Source organism: Pseudomonas sp. LTJR-52, from assembly GCF_003691465.1.
GTDB lineage: Bacteria > Pseudomonadota > Gammaproteobacteria > Pseudomonadales > Pseudomonadaceae > Chryseomonas > Chryseomonas luteola.
This window is the reverse complement of record NZ_CP033105.1, coordinates 2,262,944-2,280,579: the sequence shown is the minus strand read 5'-3', so window position 1 is coordinate 2,280,579 and position 17,636 is coordinate 2,262,944. Positions and strand designations below refer to the sequence as shown.

The following is a 17,636-nucleotide window of genomic DNA, read 5'->3' as shown; positions in this document are numbered from 1 at the left end:
CTTACTACTCCATGCGCTGCGTCTCGATAAACACTCATACTGCCGCCCTCTTCAATTCTCGTGTCAGTGCTCGGTAATGGGCCGTGATGGCCTTCAGGTCTTCAATCGTGTACTTGCGAACGCTCTGGTCAGCTTCCAGCGCTTCCACAGCCTCAAGGCCTATGCGCTGGATCAGTCCTATGCGGTAGTCAACGGCATTGCCGGATAGGTAGCGGTTGTCCTGCTTGCTCTGGGCATGGCAGTTGCGCTCATCGAATCTCAGGTGAGGCGCAGCACCTACGCTGCGATAGTGGCCGGCATCTACCGCATTGCCGTTCCAATCCAGGGGGCGACCGCTGGAGATGCAGCAGTGACCAGCCAGACGATCCCTCTCACGGATGAAAGCGTTGAACGAGATTTGTGCTTCCCTCATGTAGTCGGATCGGCTTTTCAGCTTCTCCTTGCGCACCTTGATCTCTCGACGGTCCCTTTGCTCCAAGGTCTTGCGCTCTTTCTGCTTCTTGGCCGCAGTGATCGCTATTGCGCAGTCAGGGCTGCACCAGGTCTGGAAGCTTCGTGCGGGAACGAACTCAGCGCGGCAGGCTGGGTTCTTGCACTTCTTAGCCTTGAGGCGGCGCGGCGATCTGGGAATGCCGGAAGGCTTTATGGCTAGACCACTCATACCGCCACCTCAACTGGAATCCACTCCAGTTGGCTTTCGCCATTACCGAAAGCAATTTGTGGGCGGCTCCATTCGTTAATCAAGCCGGACGCGGAAACCTTGAAGATGATGTAGTCGCCATACCCATGATCGCCATGGCAAAGGAAATCGTTAGGCACATAAAACCCTGACCACTTGGCTACCCTGCCTAAATTTTCGTCCAATAACCAATACTCACCGGCATCACAAACCTTGTAGTGAATATCGGCTTCTACTCCTTCAGGCCAATCCATGACCATTCCATCTTCCAGCCTAATGACAGGGCACCAGAGGCTGCCTTTCTTCAATGGAATCAAATTCCCATTGACGTCTTCTGCCCCGTTTACTAGGGCGTCTTCCCAGTATCTGACTTCAGCACTGACCTCTATGTACTTGATCATTGCCCAGCCTCCAGTAAGTTGTATTCACGTAGCCAGTCAGCGCCTAGGTCGTCATAGTGCTCACCGTCACCATGCGAAACCGCAACCCTGTCGGTCCTTTCTTCGTTGAAGTCATAGAGGTGCGGGTGTTTCTCTTGGCTGAACATGTCCAGCTGATCGTCTGGGAATCTCATAGGAAATTCACCTCATCCAGAGGCTTGTCAGCCAGCAACTTCATGACTCGCATTCTTTTCTTTTCGTCATTGATCTTGTCGGCGTACTCGCAAGCCGCGGCAAAGGTCTTGAACGTCACCGTTACCCCGTCATGATCAACAGTCACAGCACTGGGGTTTCCGTTGTTGATGATTAGGCCGGTCATTGGTAGACACTCCCTTTCTGCCCAGCCTCATTGCTACCCGCGCACTCCAGTTCGTGATCGCTGGCTTTCGGGCATCGCTTGTTGCCACAGGATGGGCAAAGAATCATGCGGTCTACCATTCCCTTCAGGACTATCTTCGTGCCGGGAATGACGGTCTCAAGGTCCGCAGTGCACTTATGGCAATTTCCACAGTTCATGCTGCGATCCCCCAATAGTCAGCGGTGGTGAACCGCACGCCCTTCTCAGCCGCAAAGGCTTCCATTACTTCAAACATGTCAGAGAACCACTGCTTGCTTTGCTTGCGGGTGGAGATGCCCAGCACGACGAACCCACCTTCCAGACCGGGGACGGCACGTTGTTTCTGTACTGCGGCGCTGAAGACATGTTTCCAGTCTTCCTCGCTCAGCTTCTCGCCATACCACTCCACCTGACGGGAGATGTCGCGGAGCATTGCCCACATGCGGCGGTTCTGAGCGTCTGTCCGGGCTTCTTCCTTCAGGCTCCATGTCCAGCCTGCAGATAGGTCAACCTTCTGCAGAAGCGCGATAGCGCGTTGGCGGTCCATCTCGTTGCGTAGAGGGAATGAAGGCTTTGTCATTTCTTACCTCCCACGCTGAACAGACGAGGCTCCACATCACGGCAGCGAGCGTGGTAGTACGCCTCGGTCTTGAACACGTCCATTGGGTCGCCCTTCTCGCTCACAGTAGCGGCGCAGCGGTAGCCGTCATCGAACAGGCTTTCTGCAAACTCTCTGAGCTGGTCACTAGTGAGGGTGTAGGTCCTCATGGCTTGGCCTCCTGAACCTTTTCCTCGTCCGGCACGAAGTCGGCATCAAGAGGAACGAAGAACCTAACCGGTGCATATGCCCCATATCCTTCAGGGATACTTGGGTGGGTGAACAGGTAAGCGTCTTCAGTGGAACGGATAATCCTCCCGTCCAAACGCTCTCCAAGCTGCCGCGCTGGCTTGAAGCGCACTATCTGCACGACACTGCCCGGCATAACCTGACGAACATCAGTGGTGATAATCGCAAGATCACCGGGCTTGAATTGATGTCTCATGCCGCTTCCCTCCCCATGATCTGCAAATGACGCTCACAGCGCTCCTTGGCTTCCTTCACGGTCTTGCAGGGAAAGCCAATGGCCTCCATCCCTAGCCATGCTTGGTAGTGCGGCTCGTCGATAACCATGTACTTAGCCACTTGATAGCCGTGCTCGCCCTTGAGGACGTATTTACCTGCTGGGGTCCAGTTCATGCCTGCTTCTCCTTGAGCGCAGCCAGTGCGGCCTGAGCTTTGGCCTGCCGTTCCTGAAGGTCTCGAGTGATGTCCTGAATCTGTCGATTGCGAGCAGCTTGCTTCTCGATACGCTTTTTCTTCAGTTCCGCCCGGATCTCATCCAGCTTTTCCTTCACATCGACTGTGGGTTGCGAGACGGAACCAGTGAGAAGTCCAGCGATAGCAATGCCGTTGGTTGTTGGCTGTTCGTAAGCAAGGCGAAGCTTGTGCTCTTGGGCTACTTGAGGAGGTAGGCGCTTCAGACGTTCTGCCTCTTCTATGGCAGCCAGTCGGCGCTGGGCATCGAATCCAACCGAAACCGACCACTTCACAGGAATACCTTGTTTGCGAGCATCCTCAACAAGTCGCTCGTAGGTGGACAGGAAGGCCATGCGGGCGCCCACCTTGTCGCCAGCGCTCAGGATCGGACGCGCAGATGACATGGCCTGCATGATTTCGTCAGTCATCACAACGGTGTCGAACTCATCGTTCGAAGCCAGAGCGATAGACCAAGCCTCATCCTTGCCCGGACGGCCATCAGCAGCCTGGATGCGCTGGAGAATGGCAGCCAGAGTAAGTTTGCCTGTCAGCTCGCGGCGGCAGGCTCGCAGCGCATCACCAATCACTTGCTTTTCAAAGCAGGCCAGATCTTCAGCCATGATCTTTGCCGCGCCGGCGCTGATGGTCTGCCCTAGTGTTTCAGCGGTGGCGCAGATAGCCATGGCGAGATCTGCAATGTCATCAGAGGAAAGCATTCTTGTTGCCTCCTTGCTTGATCAGGCTTGCAGCTTCTTGCGCTGCGTTGAGGTTGGCTTGCGTGTCTTCCATCTGGCGAGCGGTGCGGCTGTTCATCTGGCGGCCGGTTACCCACTGGGTATGGATGGCTTCAGCCTTAGCCAGCAGCAGGCTCAAGCTGTGGCACTCGTTGATCAGGCGGGCATCGTTGATAGTTAGGTAGTAAGCGGCAACTTGAGGGGCGGCCTCCACACCGATGCGGTCAATCAGCTGGCTCAGCTGTCCACCAGCCTTGGCATTCCAGACAGGCCAAGTGGTGTAGCGCTTGCGATAGGCGAATGCGTAATTGGCCCAAGCCTTGTAGGTTTTGCATCCAGCGTCTTTAGGGCCGGGCATGTCTTCAGGGATAGCGCAGCGAGGACCTGACTGCGTGATCGGGTTAACCGGGATCAGGTCCTGACCTTGATCCTCATCGATCAACTCACCTTCGATGACCGCACTGACCGCTTCAGCGGGCTGGGTCGGAATACTCTCTGAGGTAGTCTCTTGAGTAATCTCTTGTGTATTCTCTGTAATAGTTGTGCCGATAAGGGCTAGCCTGTCCTGCCCATTAGCAACAACCAGTTCTGCCGTTGGGGCACAACTTGTTATTACCTTCTGGCCGGACAAGTAATCCATTAGAAGGACGGTATCGACTCGGTAATGCATCTTTGCCGGGATTCCCTTGCGGATCTCTTCCAGCAGATCGATAGCAACGAGAGCCTTACGTGATGAGCGGACTTCTTTGATGGACAGGCCGATTTCATCCATCCACTCAGATTCAGTCTTGTAAAACCAACCGTCTTCAGTGCGCTCAGTCCAGTACACAGCTTGCGAGAGGAACTGAGCAGCAGCAGCGTTCAGGCCTAGAACCTTACGAAAGGCCGGATAGACGGCGACCGCATTGCCGGCCACTTCGTTGAGCTGCATTCTCAACTGCCCTTTACTTATTGATCGAAGTACTGCCATAATTTTTCTCGCTAAGTGCGTTATTGATTAAGCCGGTCTAGCCACCGGCTTTTTCTTGCCTGCAATTTGCCTTTTTCATCTCGATCAGTCCTCTTCCAGCTGATCTACGTGCTGTACGTGCTCCATCCAACGCTTTGCCTGATGGAACAGAGCCTCTACATCACGCTCATTGAAAACCCTCATCTCGGTCGGAACGATCTTCAGGTCCAGGACTGATAAAATTTGCGAGAAGCGTTCGAACTGTTCTGGCTTCATGCGGCTGATTGTTGCTTCATCAACTCCTACTGCCTGAGCCACTGGCGCATTGCCGATCGACATCAGCTTCTGCATGAGGATTGAGTAATTCTTGCGGGACCTTACAAGCTGATCCGGGCTTAATTGGTGTGTGGACATGGTTAAGCGACCTTCCGCTTTGGGCGGGCCGGTATGGGGCGAAGCTCATTGGCTTCAAGAACCCCGTTTGGGTGGATGGTAATTTCAATGTTTCTGCCTGCGCGGAGCATCTGAGAGATAGCGCTTTGCTGTACGCCCAAAGCAGTTGCAAGCGCGGCTTGAGTGCCGTGCTTGTCTAGGTATTCACTCAAAGTGACTTTCAACATGGATTCTTGCTCCGTATTACGTATATCGAATAGTAGCACTGCTAATTTTATTGTTCAAGAAAATATGAGCGCTGGTGTTTGCGAAAATAGCAGCACCACTAATACAGTTGCGCGCATGAAAACCCGCCGCGAACTAACACCCGAAGAATTGGCTGAGAGCGCCCGCCTGAAAGCGATTTACGAGAATCGCAAGGCGGCGGCGAAGGCTCGTGGAAGCAGCCTTACCCAGGCTGATGTTGCTGAACAATGTGGCTGGTCAGGCCAGAGCGCATTCAGTCAATACGCCACTGGAAAGATCCCGTTAAACCTTGATGCTCTACTTGTGCTGTCTCGCGTACTAGACTTCGCCGTAGAGGAAGTCAGTCCGCGCCTTGCAAAGGAGCTGGCTGCTGCTGGAATCGAATCTTTCAGAACGAATCGAACTGCAAGCGGATCGAACGTTCAGATGGCATTACAGCATCGTGACAGTTACGAATATCCCATTATCAGCTGGGTAATGGCTGGAGCATGGGAAGAAGCCATAGAGCCTTGGCCGCCAGGTTTTGCAGATCGCTACGAATTGACTAATTATAAAGCTAAAGGATCAGCCTTCTGGCTTGAGGTGAAGGGCGACTCAATGACCGCCCCGATGGGCCAGACGTTTCTAGAAGGCACCCTAATCCTCGTAGATACCCAGGTTGAGCCTACTCCTGGCCGATACGTTGTCGCCAAATTAACAGACAGCAACGAGGCCACCTTCAAGAAGCTTGTTGAGGACAACGGCCAGCGCTATCTGAAGCCGCTAAACCCTGCCTATCCAATGATCAAGATCGACGGCAACTGCAAAATCGTTGGCGTCGCAGTTGAAACTAAGCAAAAAATCTAAACGAGACGCAGATCTCGCTTGCATAACATAGCAACCTAACAATACTGTATATAAAAACAGTAATAGGAGGTTGCTATGCCCGCTTCAGCTTCACCGTCGTTGTCGTCTTATCAAGCTATCGCCAACCGTATTCGCTTTCTACTTTCATCTCCGGCCATTCAGGTATCAAAGCGATTGACCGTTGCTCGCTTGGATCATGAGTGCCCTAGGGAATGGGATAGGTTGCTTGATGAGATTGCCGACACTGAAGGTGTGGAGCTGGCAAAAGAGGATGATGGCAGCGCAACTATTCGCTGGACCAATGCTACAGACTAATCAAACCTAGTTCGCAGTTCTAATAATAGGCTCGCCAAGCGCGGGCCTTTTTTATGAGCAAACAAAAAAATATTAGCAATGCTATTGACCTATTTTATTAGCATCACTACTATTAGCACATGCCAGCCAACACGGCGGCAACGAAGCCCAGGCTTCACCGCTCTTTACACAATTCAGAATCCCTCCGCAGTCCCGGCTTGCCGACGGAGGTTAAACAGACTGCCCTACGGTGTGACGGCAATGCACCCATACAGGCCCAAGCTCTGTATGCGATCAGCCACTAGCTGCTCATGTTGACGCCAGTAGCGGACATGAGATGTCGGGAGGACCCGCTGCAAGGAAGGTGGTTGAGAGACAGACGGTTTAAGGCAGCCAGTTCGAGTTAGCTGGCTGTCGCTTAAACCCACTGGAGGTAAACAAGATGTGTACCTGCAAATCAGATAACGAAAAGCGCCTCACTGATCACGTAGCAAAGCAGCTTCCAGAAGGCGCAAAGAATCTAAGCGTACGGCTGACAGGCTACAGCCTGTGCATCACTAATGGCGAAATGAAAGCCTTACAGACGATGCCCGTAGAGATTGAGTACGACGCACCGGTTAAGAAGTCTCCAGGCTCGTTCAAGCCTAAGAAGCAAAAGAGCTTTCTTGCGGCTCGCTACTGCATGTTCTGCGGTGAGGCATACGAGCAAGCCGAAGCCTAATCCCCCTCTTGTACAGCCCAGAGCATGGAGACACCGCATGAACCCACTAATCCTTACAGCTGCTCTCTTACTGCTCTGGCTTGACCTGCCAGATATGAGCGGTCGTACCTAACCGGCTTCCCTGCATATGGAGATATGAGATGAGCGAGATGAACGAGAAATCAGTGGCAGCGCTAGACCCGAACACAATGCGATGTGTGGCGGTAGCCATATCCAGACCTGACAACATTCAGGACCTATGGGACGAGGGATACATATTGGTTCCTGTCACTTTGGAGACGGCGCGCCGAATCTACACGCAGCCGATAGATGACATCGCAGCCATAGCAATCAAGTAACCGCACCACCTGCCCCGCTTAAGCGGTAAGCAGTTCCCTGCCCCGGTACGCCGGGGTATGGCTCAGGTTGTAGTGGGGTTTGATCTGGCATGACAGCGGGTAGGGGTAGACCTATCCACCGGACGCTTGCGAAATCCGGAGATTGGGGTGCAGGCGCTTACAAACCCGACTTACCAGATCAAACCACCAGTACAACCTTTCCCGAGATTCCCAGCATGAACGGACCCAAATGCAGATGGTGCGGCTCACAAACTGAAGCCGAATACGTAGATGTAGGTATTGGATATCAGCAAGTCACCGGCGGGCAATGCTGGGATTGCGGGGCTCTTGAGCTTGGTCCTCATCTAGTGAAGCAAAGCAGATGCTCTGAGGTTGAGATGGCTACCTTGTGGCATGGCCCAGTCGAAGATTGCGCCGACTTCAGCCCATTCAATCCTGAACAGCAAGACTTCCCCTTCTAGCAGATCCCCATGACCACCCAACAGATTCAAGCCGAAGCAATGCGCTATCGGCAGCAGGCGGCTGCTCAAGATTCCTTCGTAGCAGCGATGTTAATCGAGCGAGCTGAAGAGCTGGAGCGTAAGGCCCAGCAAGGACGGAGAAATGGTAGTCGTTGAGATTGACATGACCGAGTTCGACGCCAGAAGCCGAATGAGCCTCATTAGCTGGACGCTGGTCAAGCTGGAAGAAGGTGGCATTAAGGCCAGAGCCTGGTTCGGCGGCGCCTATGCGTATGGCGACTTCTATCCCCTTGAGCCGGGCACGCTGGCTCGTAAATTCCTCACTGATCGACTGGTGCGTTTCACATTTACTCCTCGTGAAAACGCAGCCGATGACAACCCAGTCCCTTATTTCTAAGCAAGGAGCGCAGTAATGGACAGAGCTAGAGCAGAGCGAATCATCGAAAACCAGATCATGAGCCTGAACACTTCGGCTCATCTGACCGCTGACTACTGGGCTGCATGGGGATTCATTGAGGCCTATCACGCAGCTGACTTCATCAGTCAGGACATCCGTAATCACTACATGAAGCGCTTGGACAAGCTGCTTGGTGAGCGTCGTCAGGTAATGGGAGCGTTAGCAGCATGATTACAAGAGCAAACGCAGCCGATCTTCGCCGAGCGGCTGAGATGTCGAATCAGTTGGTTAAAGCTGGCGTGCTGTTCGTGCCGATGCCGGTGCTTAACGGGCAGGACTACCAAGAACTGGCTGAGAAGGCCAATGAGCGATTAGAGACGCTGGCACAGATGGCGGAGGATGAAGCATGAGTATTCAGGAAGTAGCAGGCCGCACCGAAGCAGACTGCTTCAAGATCGCCGTAGCCAAGGGGATCAGCAAGTATCCCCGTCAGGTTCGCAGGCAGCGCACAGATGCAGGCTGGATCTGGGTTCATCGGTACTTCGTGGGCATGAGAGGTGCAGCATGAGTATCGATTGGAGCAAGGCACCAAAAGGGTACGATTTCCATATCCAATGGACGAACATGGAAGCGGATTTCTATCGTGAAGATGGAGATCGTTATACCCGTGAAGGTGGTTATTACGCCACAAAGGCTGACTTACGTCATATGCCGTACGTGATCGTTACCCGTCGCCCATGGAGCGGCGAAGGGCTGCCGCCTGTTGGGACGGTGTGTGAGGTCCGCGTAGGGTATTTAGAGCAGCCTTATAAATATGCCGAGTGCGAAATCATTGCTCACTTCGATGGAGAATCCCAGAGGTGCGCAGCATACGTTCAGACTATTCATGATGGATCTCGAATTGTCGGGCAAGGCATTGCAGAGGCATTCCGGCCACTCCGAACCCCCGAGCAGATAGCAGCGGAAGAGCGGGATAAGGCCATTAAAGAAATGGCGGAAGATCTCGGCATTATGCACACCACTGCCGCACAGGCTTATGACAAAGGCTACCGCAAGATTGATTCTTGACTAGCCTCCCGCTACTCGCCTAACACCCCTCTCCCTCTTCCCCTTTATGCAGCCATGCATGATTCGGCTGCCTGGAGAAATCATGAATCAGGACGAACTGAAGAGACACATTCACTACGATCCTGAAAGCGGCATTATCACAAGGCTAAGCCGAAGGAATAGCGCCGGATCGTTCGATACCTACGGGTACTTGATAATCAAGATCAAAGGCAGGCAATACAAGGCTCACCGCCTCTGCTGGCTCTACGTACATGGCGTGATGCCTGACGGGAATATCGACCATATCAACGGCATTCGATCAGACAACCGAATAGCAAACCTTCGAGTGGTTAGTCAGGCCGATAACTGCCGCAATTCGACCATCAAGCCGCACCCCTCTACTGGCTTTCCTGGCGTACTCATAGATAACACCAACGGACTGAAGAAGCGTTATGCCTTCAAGTTCAAGGGTGAAACATTCCGATTCTATGACCCTGAGACAGCCTATCTAGAGCGCGTAAAACTTCTTAAGGAGAACGGCTATGGCGAACGCCATTACAAAGCCAATTGCAATGAAGCTGGCTGAAGTTCAAAAGCAACTTCATGCACCTAAAAGCCAGGAAAACAAGTTCGGTGGTTACAAATATCGTTCATGTGAGGACATCTTGCAGGCGGTAAAGCCCCTGCTTGGTGAGATGGTCATCGTGATTACTGACGAAATCGTAATGGTTGCTGACCGGATATACGTGAAGGCCACTGCGACACTCACGGATGGCGAGAGCAGCATAAGTACCAGCGCCTTCGCACGTGAGGCGCTAACCAAGAAGGGGCAGGATGAGAGCCAGATCACCGGCAGCGCATCCAGCTATGCCCGTAAATATGCCCTGAACGGTCTCCTGCTGATCGACGACAACAAGGATGCCGACAGTCAGGACAACCGCACATCAGGCCATCCGATAAACAAGCAACAGCTGAACAAGCTTGAGGCAGTCCTGAACAGTTGCAGCCCCAAGGTGCAGGCCAAGTTCGAGAAGGACTACCCAGACGCAACAAAGATTATGGCCGATGCATTTGATTCATTGATTTTCGCCCTAGAGGGCGCGGCCAGAAAGTATCAAGACCATCTATCTCAGCAGAATGCAGCATAAGGAACAGACATGGCATCTCGCGGCGTAAATAAAGTGATTTTGGTCGGGAATTGTGGCGGTGATCCCGAGGTGCGCTATGCGCCCAGCGGTAACGCATTCGCCAACGTGACTTTGGCAACCAGTGAAAGCTGGAAGGATAAGCAGACAGGTCAGATGCAGGAGCGAACTGAGTGGCACCGCGTCGTCTTCAGCGGAAAGCTAGCTGAGATCGTCGGCGAATACGTGCGCAAAGGCTCGCAAATCTACGTAGAGGGCCAGCTACGAACACGCAAGTGGCAGAACCAACAAGGTCAGGACCAGTACACGACTGAGATCGTCGTAGGCATGGGCGGGACTATGCAGCTGCTAGGCGGCAAGCCAGAGGGTGACAGTCAACCACGACAGCAAAGACCTCAGCAGACGCAACAGCGGCCACAAGCTCAGCCTGCTCCGGATTACAGCGAATTCGATGACGACATCCCCTTTTGATTAACCCCCTTTGAGTAGTTGAGGCGTCCATGAGGCGCCTTTTTCATAGGTGCCACATGCTTGTAGACACCCGCGCAATTACCCAGCGTCAGCCCTCTCGTGAGCAGCTTGCTCAAGCCCTTGAAGCGTATCTAGCCAGCGGTAAGCAGGTAACGGAGTTGGGTTAGTGCCTACCCTCAGCAGACCGTTACAACATCAGAACCCATTTCAAGCTGCCTGGAACACCAGGACCCATCGCCCAGTAGTAGGAGGCGAACATGACCCTAGCAATCAAACATCGCACACCCGAAGCAATCAGCGCCGCCGTTAGCCGTCAGGCCATATTCCTAAGCATGGACATGGATGACGAGTACTTCGAAGGCCGAGCAGCACGTGATTGCTCGCTTACAGAGAAAGCCTGCCCCTACGGCCGGACACAGATGCGCAAGCGTTGCGCCTGGTTCGCTGGCTACTACGACGCCTAGGTAATCCCATGCCTGCCGCTTATTACAACGAAATCGACCCATACGCCGGTCAATGGCTGCGCAACTTGATAGCGGCCGGCCACATTGCGCCTGGCGACGTGGATGAAAGGAGTATTGAAGATGTCCGCCCTGATGACCTTAAAGGATATACCCAGTGCCACTTCTTTGCAGGCATTGGTGTCTGGTCCCTCGCTCTTCGTAGAGCAGGATGGCCAGATGAGCTTCCTGTATGGACCGGCAGTTGCCCGTGCCAGCCTTTCAGCGCGGCAGGCAAAGGAGCTGGGTTTGATGACGAGCGGCACCTCTGGCCAACGTTCTATTGGCTCATCGCAGAGTGTCGCCCTCCAATCGTCTTTGGAGAGCAGGTTGCGAGCAAGGACGCAGACCCTTGGATCGACCTTGTACAAGCTGACCTGGAAGCCGTGGATTACGCCGTCGGGGCTCTCCCGTTCCCGTCTGCGGGCGTCGGCGCTCCGCATATCCGAGACAGACTTTACTGGGTGGCCGACACCAGTAGCGAACGACGACAACAAGACTCCAGAAGCTCATCTAGCAATGAAGAAACGAATGGGCGAGAGAGATGGCACGTTATCGCACAGAAAGGCAATAACATCCCTTCAGGTGATGGCGAAATATCTGGATATGGACCAATCCGTCCGGTTAACGGGTTCTGGCGAGATGCTGACTGGCTTAGATGCCGAGATGGGAAATGGCGGCCAGTTGAATCCGGCACATTCCCGCTGGCTAATGGGTCTCCCGCCCGAGTGGGACGCCTGCGCGCCTACGGTAATGCCATCAACGCGCAAGCCGCGCAAGTCTTCATCGAAGCAGTAATGGAGTCCATGCCATGACAACGTTAAGAGAATCAGCGCAGGCCGTTGAGGCTTGTGTGTGGCTGCACGTCCCTACCGGTGTTCGGTATCGAATCGTACTCACCTCAGACGCAGGCGTAGAGCTGGAGAACATAGCAGCGATGCGGTGTAGGCAAGTGCTTTGGAAGGACTTCAATAACTCCAGCGTATGGGAGAGGCAGAGATGAGCAGTCGTGAATTGCTAGAGCTGGCTGCCAAGGCGGCTGGGTATAGGATCAAGTTTGGCGCATCTGGTGATCCTTACATCCAGGCCGGAATGAATACTCGGGCATGGAACCCGCTCACAGACGATGGTGACGCACTGCGGCTGGCGGTTAAGCTGGATATCAACATCCGTTATCACAGCGTACTAGGACAAGCCTTTGCAAAAAATGCCGGTATAGAAAGGCAAATAGAGCAGAACGTCGAAGAGTGTAATAGCGATCGATATCAAGCCACCCGACGAGCCATAGTCCTCGCTGCTGCTGAAGTAGGGCGGACCATGCCATGACCCTCCTATCCGCTCTACTCCCTCCCCTAACCCTCACTATCACAGTCATAGCCTATCTGGCTTGGAGCGTTACGCATGAACATTGATATCGATGGATTGATTGAGCTAGCGAAGAAGGCAACGTTTGGCCCTTGGAGAAGAAAAGGTTATGGGGAAATTATTGCTGAATCAGGCCGTTTAATAGCCAGATCAGAGGAAATAACGGCTAATGCTGAGTACATAGCAGCAGCCAACCCCGCCGTCATCCTCGCCCTCTGCGAACGCCTGCGCGAAGCAGAATCAGCCATGAAGCTATCCCTAAAGCTGCTCCAAGACGGTGAGGTAGATAGCGCTATCGATCAGATAGAGGAAGCGCTGAACCCGGAGGTAGGTGATGAGTGAGCAATTTGCCGAATGGCTAAAGCGTGAAATGCCAGCGGGAACGGTAATCAGCGATCCAGAGTGGTGGGCACCTCGCATATTGAAGGCCGCCCGTACCGCATCAGCTGAGCCTGTGGCCTGGGTTAACGGTGACGAGCTAAACAACATGCTGGACGACAGGTCAGCAGTGATTGCGGGAAAGATGGACGGATACCGCAAGACGCCACTCTACACAGCACCTGACGCACTCCAGGCAGAAGTAGAGCGGCTGAAGACTGAGGTTAGCGACTATACGAAAGGCTACGAGGAAGTATTGGACGAGAACCAGCGCTTACGGGAGGAGCGGGACAGCTACCATCGTGTAGGTATCAAGGCAATGGAGGAGCGTGACGCGCTGAAGGCTGACGCTGAGCGGTATCGCCACATACGCGAGAACGCAGACACGATGCATTGGGAGAACATGCTCAAGGCGGATATTGAGACGCTGGAAGATATTGATGCCGCCATCGACGCAGCCCGCACAGCCAAGCCAGAGGTGGATCATGAGTGAGATAACGCGATACAAACTGCATTGCGGCTGGCTGTATGAGTGCGCTTCTTATTTCAAACCGGCTGCAATTCAGGATGACGTGCCGATGGTTCTGGCCTCCGACCATGACAGGCGCGTGGCTGAGCTTGAGGAAAAGCTCGAGGAGATGACGAAGAGAGCAGGAGAGTTCGAGGAAATGCTCTGCGCTCTCGAGACACTGACGGGGGTATATCGTCGCAGAGACCTCCACGGTGACAAGTCATGATCATGGTCATTGCCTTCCTTGCCACTGCCGTAACGACCCTTGCGCTGGTTCAGTCGCCCATGTGGGCATCCCTTCTGCCGTTTGTGATGTTTAGTTTGGAGATAGAGTCATGAGTATGCGCGAAGAGTTCGAGGCGTGGGCGATCGAATCCGGCGAAACAGCTTTATCGAAAGCTCACATGCTCAAGAGCGAAGACGGCGAGTATTACAACTACGCAGCAAAAACCTATTGGAAGGCATGGCAAGCCTCCCGCGCTGCACTAGCGATTGATATTGGCGAAGGCACCCCAGCAGGCGAATTCCGAGAAGGCGCAAAGGTTATAAGTATTTCCGAGGCTATTGCACGTATAGAAGCCGCTGGCGTACAGGTGAAATCATGAATCAACAAGCACCGCAGCCCTTCACGTGGGGCGAGCTCCTGGCCTGGGCGATCCTTGCCTTCTTCGCTTGGCTTTACTGTGAGGCTTACCAGATGCAGGGTGGGATATGGTAACGACGAAGTATTGCCCCCGCTGTAAATCCCCCGACCTTGCACGATTCTCAACGCTGAACCTCAAGCACTGCCCAGACTGCCGGATTGATATTCCCTGGCATTTGGATGAAGGGCAGAAGCCTCTGCTGGGTGGGCCTCCGCCTCAGAAAAACTAGCCGCTTACTTCCAAACAGATTCCCGCGGCAGAACGCCGACAACAGTCATGCACGACTCGTTGGCACAGACAATCATTGGGATTTTAAAATCAGCCCTAGCTACATACGAGTTATTGACTGCCATGAATTCAATACCTTCGCATTTAGGGCATTTCGGCTTTATCTCATCATCACGCAGCATATCCGTATAGCTCCTTAATAGATGGAGCGGTACTGATAGCACCTCTACCTACCCTTTTCAATTAATAGCCACCTGCCATTAGGCGGGATAGGAGAAGTCATGTCTGAAGAAAGCCTAGTTTATGGCCAGCTAACACCTGAAACATGGAACGACTTCGTTAAACGTCTTCGCCATGACTGCGTAGGTGCCGGGGTAAAAGAGCATTACACAGCCGATGCAATTTTTAAGGTTGAAGCCAAGCGGACTACCTACGGCATAGATCCAGACTACGGATGCACTCGTGTTGTCCTCTGGGAAGAAAGCGAGTGGTTTAGTCCTCAGGAGTATTGGAATGACGCTGAAGAGGATATGCAAGAGAACCTTGACCGTATCGCTATGGAACAAGGCGAATGTAAGTTTCTTGAGTTAAGCGAATATGATCAGTGGGAGATTCTGGCAGAGCTCGAAGATCACACAGTCACTGGGTGTAATGATCATTGGGAGTATGTGAACTCGCATTTCACTAAGGCTGCTGCTGAGGCATTCATTAAGCGTAAAAAGCATGATTATCCAAAAGGCCTGCGCGTGTACGTTGATGCCCAGTCTTACTGCTGGGAATACAACACCATTAAAGAAGCAATATTGAGCGGAAAGCTTCAGTACGTCGCTTAACCCCCTTCCCCTTCATTTATACACCTGCCCTGCAGGAGGCATCTATGAGCGTTTTATTTCTCACTCACGCTGAGGTGTGCGAGCTGACCGGCGCAAAAACCAAGGCGGGTCAGATTACGAATCTCAAGAAAAATGGTATACGGCACACGATCAAAGCCAATGGCTGGCCGGCCGTTAGCGCCTCGGCAGTCATTGGTGGCGTACAAGCACCCGAAGAAAGACCGAAATGGACGCCTAGAAAGGCAGGCTGAATATGGGAAGAAGGCCAAACAAGCCGGGCTCTATTGCTCGGCTGAGAGAAAGAAAGAAACCAAGTGGCACCATCTATTACTACTACGACGCAGGCGGAAAGCCACGTAAGGAGATACCTCTAGGAAGTGACTATGGCTTGGCAATTATGAAATATGCCGAGCTTGAACGGGACAGGACAGCAGATGCTATTAAGCGAGATGTGATCACCTTTCCCTATGTGGCTAGCCGGTACTTTGAGGAAATCGTCCCCAGCAAGTCACCGGCCACGCAGAAAGACAATGCCAGAGAGCTAAAGCAGCTGCTTTCGTTCTTTGGAGATCCACCGGCACCACTGGATGAGATTCAGCCTCAGCACATCAGGCAGTACCTGAACTTCCGAAAGGATGCCAAGGTTCGAGCTAACAGAGAAAAGGCCCTACTCTCCGCGATCTGGAACTACGCACGAGAGACAGGCTATACAGCGCTGGCAAACCCATGTTCAGGAGTAAAGGGGAATAAGGAAACGGGACGGGATGTTTACATCGAAGATTCGGTGTACAAGGCGGTACACGATGCGGCCGATGCAGGCCTGAGAGATGCGATGGATCTCGCCTACCTAACCGGGCAGCGAGTGGGCGACACGCTCAGGATGGATGAGCGAGATATCAGGGAGGGTCATATATGGGTAACGCAGTCAAAGACGAAGGCTAAGCGGCGTATTGAGATCAGCGGACAGCTGGCTGTATTGGTTGACCGAATCATGACCAGGAAGACCGGGCATAAAGTGCGATCAACAAAGTTGATTGTGACTGAGGATGGAATGGCGATGACAGCCAGTATGTTGCGGACTCGATTTGACGAAGCGCGTGAATCGGCTGGCGTCAATAAAGCAGCGTTTCAACTTAGAGATTTACGAGCTAAGGCAGGCACTGACAAGGCTGAGCTGAGTGGTGATATCCTACAGGCAAGGGACCAGCTAGGACATACGACGGTCGTCATGACCGAGGCCTACATCAGAGAGCGCAAGGGTAAGAAAATCACTCCTACCCGATAATTGCGGACCGGCCTATGATTTTGCGGACCGGTTTTTCAGGGCTCGAAACGCTCAAACCCGCATGGTTGTTGGTGCCCGGAGCCGGAATCGAACCGGCACGGAGTTTCCTCCGAGGGATTTTAAGTCCCTTGCGTCTACCGATTTCGCCATCCGGGCGGTAGCGCTCTACACTGAGCATTTAGCTAGGGATAGATAGCAAACAACCCAACTTAGCCAGCACAGCGAACAACAAAGTAAAAATAAAAAGCCCTACAGACCGCTAGATCTGCAGGGCTACATAGTGGAGGCCGAGGTCGGAATCGAACCGGCGTACACGGATTTGCAATCCGCTGCATGACCACTCTGCCACCCGGCCTCATAAGCCAACCCCAATTAAAGCGGAGCTGACTGACAAACTGGAGCGGGAAACGAGACTCGAACTCGCGACCCCGACCTTGGCAAGGTCGTGCTCTACCAACTGAGCTATTCCCGCGTCTTGGTGACGGGCGCCATTCTATACAATCCAACGACGCTGTCAACTCATTGATTCAAAAAAGTTATTTTTTCTTCGTTATGCTCAGATGCGGCCAAGCCGCAAGCAGATAACTGCACATAGACCAAAGCGTAAGCGCAGCCGCAATGATCAGAAGAACATACCCTGTCAAAACCCAGAACGTCAGTTGAGGAGGATTAGCCAACAGCACAATCAAAGACACCATCTGCGCCGCTGTTTTCCATTTTCCAAGACTAGATACAGCTACTTGAGCTCGCGCCCCTAATTCTGCCATCCACTCACGAAGGGCTGACACTACAATTTCTCGACCAATAATAATGGTAGCAGGCAACGTTAACCAAATAGTGGCATGTTCCTGCACCAGAAGCACCAAGGCCACCGCAACCATGAGCTTGTCAGCAACCGGGTCCAGGAAAGCTCCGAATGGAGTACTCTGTTTCCATCGACGAGCCAAGTAGCCATCCAGCCAATCAGTAAAACTAGCCAAGGCAAACACTGAACTCGCCGCCCAATAGCTCCAAGAAACCGGCAGGTAAAACAGAGCAATAAAGAAAGGAATGAGCAGAACGCGCAGAACAGTAAGCAGGTTAGGAATGTTCATTGG

At 53.1% G+C, this 17,636-nt stretch carries 36 protein-coding genes and 3 tRNA genes; 23 read left to right on the top strand and 16 right to left on the bottom strand.

Going from position 1 to position 17,636, the window contains the following annotated elements; genetic code table 11:
- Positions 1-34: 34 nt before the first annotated feature.
- The 12 genes from EAW52_RS10785 to EAW52_RS10730 all read right to left on the bottom strand — a co-directional run bounded on the left by EAW52_RS10785 (position 35) and on the right by EAW52_RS10730 (position 5,056).
- Positions 35-661: a recombination protein NinG gene (locus EAW52_RS10785; protein WP_122042393.1), complete on the bottom strand. Its 627-nt coding sequence runs from the start codon at positions 659-661 to the stop codon at positions 35-37.
- Complete coding sequence (locus tag EAW52_RS10780) at positions 658-1,080, bottom strand: hypothetical protein (RefSeq protein WP_122042392.1); 423 nt, start codon at positions 1,078-1,080, stop codon at positions 658-660. The genes EAW52_RS10785 and EAW52_RS10780 overlap by 4 nt, the downstream gene beginning before the upstream one ends.
- Positions 1,077-1,253, bottom strand: a complete 177-nt coding sequence (locus EAW52_RS25925; RefSeq protein WP_162997618.1) for a hypothetical protein — start codon at positions 1,251-1,253, stop codon at positions 1,077-1,079. Before EAW52_RS25925 ends, EAW52_RS10780 begins: the two co-directional genes overlap by 4 nt.
- Positions 1,250-1,438, bottom strand: coding sequence for a hypothetical protein (locus tag EAW52_RS10775; protein ID WP_122042391.1), 189 nt, complete (start codon positions 1,436-1,438; stop codon positions 1,250-1,252). Before EAW52_RS10775 ends, EAW52_RS25925 begins: the two co-directional genes overlap by 4 nt.
- A gap of 193 nt (positions 1,439-1,631) precedes the next feature.
- A complete protein-coding gene (locus tag EAW52_RS10765) occupies positions 1,632-2,036 on the bottom strand; it encodes a recombination protein NinB (RefSeq protein WP_122042389.1) in 405 nt (134 codons plus the stop codon).
- Entirely contained in the window at positions 2,033-2,224 is a 192-nt protein-coding gene (locus EAW52_RS10760; protein ID WP_122042388.1) for a hypothetical protein, read from the bottom strand. Before EAW52_RS10760 ends, EAW52_RS10765 begins: the two co-directional genes overlap by 4 nt.
- Positions 2,221-2,499, bottom strand: a complete 279-nt coding sequence (locus tag EAW52_RS10755; RefSeq protein ID WP_122042387.1) for a hypothetical protein — start codon at positions 2,497-2,499, stop codon at positions 2,221-2,223. Before EAW52_RS10755 ends, EAW52_RS10760 begins: the two co-directional genes overlap by 4 nt.
- The gene (locus tag EAW52_RS10750) at positions 2,496-2,693 is read right to left on the bottom strand and encodes a hypothetical protein (RefSeq protein WP_122042386.1); all 198 of its coding nucleotides are present in this window, start codon (positions 2,691-2,693) and stop codon (positions 2,496-2,498) included. Before EAW52_RS10750 ends, EAW52_RS10755 begins: the two co-directional genes overlap by 4 nt.
- Positions 2,690-3,469, bottom strand: coding sequence for a hypothetical protein (locus EAW52_RS10745; RefSeq protein ID WP_074830601.1), 780 nt, complete (start codon positions 3,467-3,469; stop codon positions 2,690-2,692). Before EAW52_RS10745 ends, EAW52_RS10750 begins: the two co-directional genes overlap by 4 nt.
- Entirely contained in the window at positions 3,456-4,418 is a 963-nt protein-coding gene (locus tag EAW52_RS26180) for a hypothetical protein (RefSeq protein WP_177411902.1), read from the bottom strand. The genes EAW52_RS10745 and EAW52_RS26180 overlap by 14 nt, the downstream gene beginning before the upstream one ends.
- A gap of 123 nt (positions 4,419-4,541) precedes the next feature.
- Entirely contained in the window at positions 4,542-4,850 is a 309-nt protein-coding gene (locus EAW52_RS10735) for a CII family transcriptional regulator (protein WP_122042385.1), read from the bottom strand.
- A 2-nt stretch (positions 4,851-4,852) separates the two neighbouring features.
- Positions 4,853-5,056, bottom strand: a complete 204-nt coding sequence (locus EAW52_RS10730) for a Cro/CI family transcriptional regulator (protein WP_122042384.1) — start codon at positions 5,054-5,056, stop codon at positions 4,853-4,855.
- Here EAW52_RS10730 and EAW52_RS10725 point away from each other — a divergent pair.
- From EAW52_RS10725 to EAW52_RS10615, 23 genes are all read left to right on the top strand, one after another.
- On the top strand, positions 5,055-5,921 hold the full coding sequence (locus tag EAW52_RS10725; protein ID WP_372238889.1) for a LexA family protein: 867 nt from the start codon (positions 5,055-5,057) through the stop codon (positions 5,919-5,921). The genes EAW52_RS10730 and EAW52_RS10725 overlap by 2 nt on opposite strands.
- A 75-nt stretch (positions 5,922-5,996) precedes the next feature.
- The gene (locus EAW52_RS10720) at positions 5,997-6,236 is read left to right on the top strand and encodes a DUF1654 domain-containing protein (RefSeq protein WP_122042383.1); all 240 of its coding nucleotides are present in this window, start codon (positions 5,997-5,999) and stop codon (positions 6,234-6,236) included.
- A 421-nt stretch (positions 6,237-6,657) separates the two neighbouring features.
- Positions 6,658-6,936: a hypothetical protein gene (locus tag EAW52_RS10715; protein WP_122042382.1), complete on the top strand. Its 279-nt coding sequence runs from the start codon at positions 6,658-6,660 to the stop codon at positions 6,934-6,936.
- Between the two features lie 140 nt (positions 6,937-7,076).
- Complete coding sequence (locus EAW52_RS10710) at positions 7,077-7,274, top strand: hypothetical protein (RefSeq protein WP_122042381.1); 198 nt, start codon at positions 7,077-7,079, stop codon at positions 7,272-7,274.
- Positions 7,275-7,744: 470 nt separating this feature from the next.
- The gene (locus EAW52_RS25920) at positions 7,745-7,891 is read left to right on the top strand and encodes a hypothetical protein (protein ID WP_162997617.1); all 147 of its coding nucleotides are present in this window, start codon (positions 7,745-7,747) and stop codon (positions 7,889-7,891) included.
- Entirely contained in the window at positions 7,878-8,132 is a 255-nt protein-coding gene (locus tag EAW52_RS10700) for a hypothetical protein (protein WP_122042380.1), read from the top strand. Before EAW52_RS25920 ends, EAW52_RS10700 begins: the two co-directional genes overlap by 14 nt.
- A gap of 15 nt (positions 8,133-8,147) precedes the next feature.
- On the top strand, positions 8,148-8,363 hold the full coding sequence (locus EAW52_RS10695) for a hypothetical protein (RefSeq protein ID WP_122042379.1): 216 nt from the start codon (positions 8,148-8,150) through the stop codon (positions 8,361-8,363).
- Positions 8,360-8,542, top strand: coding sequence for a DUF1382 family protein (locus EAW52_RS10690; protein ID WP_122042378.1), 183 nt, complete (start codon positions 8,360-8,362; stop codon positions 8,540-8,542). Before EAW52_RS10695 ends, EAW52_RS10690 begins: the two co-directional genes overlap by 4 nt.
- Positions 8,539-8,700: a hypothetical protein gene (locus EAW52_RS25915; RefSeq protein WP_162997616.1), complete on the top strand. Its 162-nt coding sequence runs from the start codon at positions 8,539-8,541 to the stop codon at positions 8,698-8,700. Before EAW52_RS10690 ends, EAW52_RS25915 begins: the two co-directional genes overlap by 4 nt.
- Positions 8,697-9,200 (top strand): hypothetical protein, encoded by a 504-nt coding sequence (locus EAW52_RS10685; protein WP_122042377.1) that lies wholly within the window; start codon positions 8,697-8,699, stop codon positions 9,198-9,200. Before EAW52_RS25915 ends, EAW52_RS10685 begins: the two co-directional genes overlap by 4 nt.
- A gap of 82 nt (positions 9,201-9,282) precedes the next feature.
- Positions 9,283-9,765: an HNH endonuclease gene (locus tag EAW52_RS10680; RefSeq protein ID WP_162997615.1), complete on the top strand. Its 483-nt coding sequence runs from the start codon at positions 9,283-9,285 to the stop codon at positions 9,763-9,765.
- Positions 9,722-10,327, top strand: a complete 606-nt coding sequence (locus tag EAW52_RS10675) for an ERF family protein (RefSeq protein WP_256680779.1) — start codon at positions 9,722-9,724, stop codon at positions 10,325-10,327. Before EAW52_RS10680 ends, EAW52_RS10675 begins: the two co-directional genes overlap by 44 nt.
- A 9-nt stretch (positions 10,328-10,336) precedes the next feature.
- Entirely contained in the window at positions 10,337-10,795 is a 459-nt protein-coding gene (ssb, locus tag EAW52_RS10670; protein WP_122042375.1) for a single-stranded DNA-binding protein, read from the top strand.
- A 257-nt stretch (positions 10,796-11,052) separates the two neighbouring features.
- On the top strand, positions 11,053-11,259 hold the full coding sequence (locus EAW52_RS10665) for a hypothetical protein (RefSeq protein ID WP_122042374.1): 207 nt from the start codon (positions 11,053-11,055) through the stop codon (positions 11,257-11,259).
- An 8-nt stretch (positions 11,260-11,267) separates the two neighbouring features.
- On the top strand, positions 11,268-12,110 hold the full coding sequence (locus EAW52_RS10660; RefSeq protein WP_122042373.1) for a DNA cytosine methyltransferase: 843 nt from the start codon (positions 11,268-11,270) through the stop codon (positions 12,108-12,110).
- A 184-nt stretch (positions 12,111-12,294) separates the two neighbouring features.
- Positions 12,295-12,621, top strand: a complete 327-nt coding sequence (locus EAW52_RS10650) for a hypothetical protein (RefSeq protein ID WP_122042371.1) — start codon at positions 12,295-12,297, stop codon at positions 12,619-12,621.
- A gap of 75 nt (positions 12,622-12,696) precedes the next feature.
- Complete coding sequence (locus tag EAW52_RS10645; RefSeq protein ID WP_122042370.1) at positions 12,697-13,002, top strand: hypothetical protein; 306 nt, start codon at positions 12,697-12,699, stop codon at positions 13,000-13,002.
- Complete coding sequence (locus tag EAW52_RS10640) at positions 12,995-13,531, top strand: hypothetical protein (protein ID WP_122042369.1); 537 nt, start codon at positions 12,995-12,997, stop codon at positions 13,529-13,531. The genes EAW52_RS10645 and EAW52_RS10640 overlap by 8 nt, the downstream gene beginning before the upstream one ends.
- Positions 13,524-13,775: a hypothetical protein gene (locus tag EAW52_RS10635; protein WP_122042368.1), complete on the top strand. Its 252-nt coding sequence runs from the start codon at positions 13,524-13,526 to the stop codon at positions 13,773-13,775. The genes EAW52_RS10640 and EAW52_RS10635 overlap by 8 nt, the downstream gene beginning before the upstream one ends.
- Positions 13,776-13,884: 109 nt before the next feature.
- Positions 13,885-14,154, top strand: coding sequence for a hypothetical protein (locus EAW52_RS10630; RefSeq protein WP_122042367.1), 270 nt, complete (start codon positions 13,885-13,887; stop codon positions 14,152-14,154).
- Between the two features lie 548 nt (positions 14,155-14,702).
- Positions 14,703-15,254 (top strand): hypothetical protein, encoded by a 552-nt coding sequence (locus EAW52_RS10625; RefSeq protein WP_122042366.1) that lies wholly within the window; start codon positions 14,703-14,705, stop codon positions 15,252-15,254.
- A 44-nt stretch (positions 15,255-15,298) separates the two neighbouring features.
- Positions 15,299-15,505 (top strand): DUF4224 domain-containing protein, encoded by a 207-nt coding sequence (locus EAW52_RS10620; protein ID WP_122042365.1) that lies wholly within the window; start codon positions 15,299-15,301, stop codon positions 15,503-15,505.
- Positions 15,506-15,507: 2 nt separating this feature from the next.
- The gene (locus EAW52_RS10615) at positions 15,508-16,539 is read left to right on the top strand and encodes a tyrosine-type recombinase/integrase (RefSeq protein WP_122042364.1); all 1,032 of its coding nucleotides are present in this window, start codon (positions 15,508-15,510) and stop codon (positions 16,537-16,539) included.
- Between the two features lie 69 nt (positions 16,540-16,608).
- Here the strand turns inward: EAW52_RS10615 and EAW52_RS10610 are convergent.
- The 4 genes from EAW52_RS10610 to pgsA all read right to left on the bottom strand — a co-directional run bounded on the left by EAW52_RS10610 (position 16,609) and on the right by pgsA (position 17,633).
- Positions 16,609-16,695: transfer RNA gene (locus EAW52_RS10610), tRNA-Leu, on the bottom strand.
- A gap of 125 nt (positions 16,696-16,820) precedes the next feature.
- A tRNA-Cys gene (locus EAW52_RS10605) sits at positions 16,821-16,894 on the bottom strand.
- Positions 16,895-16,935: 41 nt separating this feature from the next.
- Positions 16,936-17,011 (bottom strand) — tRNA-Gly (locus tag EAW52_RS10600).
- Positions 17,012-17,075: 64 nt separating this feature from the next.
- Positions 17,076-17,633, bottom strand: coding sequence for a CDP-diacylglycerol--glycerol-3-phosphate 3-phosphatidyltransferase (gene pgsA / locus EAW52_RS10595; protein ID WP_122042363.1), 558 nt, complete (start codon positions 17,631-17,633; stop codon positions 17,076-17,078).
- Between the last annotated feature and the right edge of the window lie 3 nt (positions 17,634-17,636).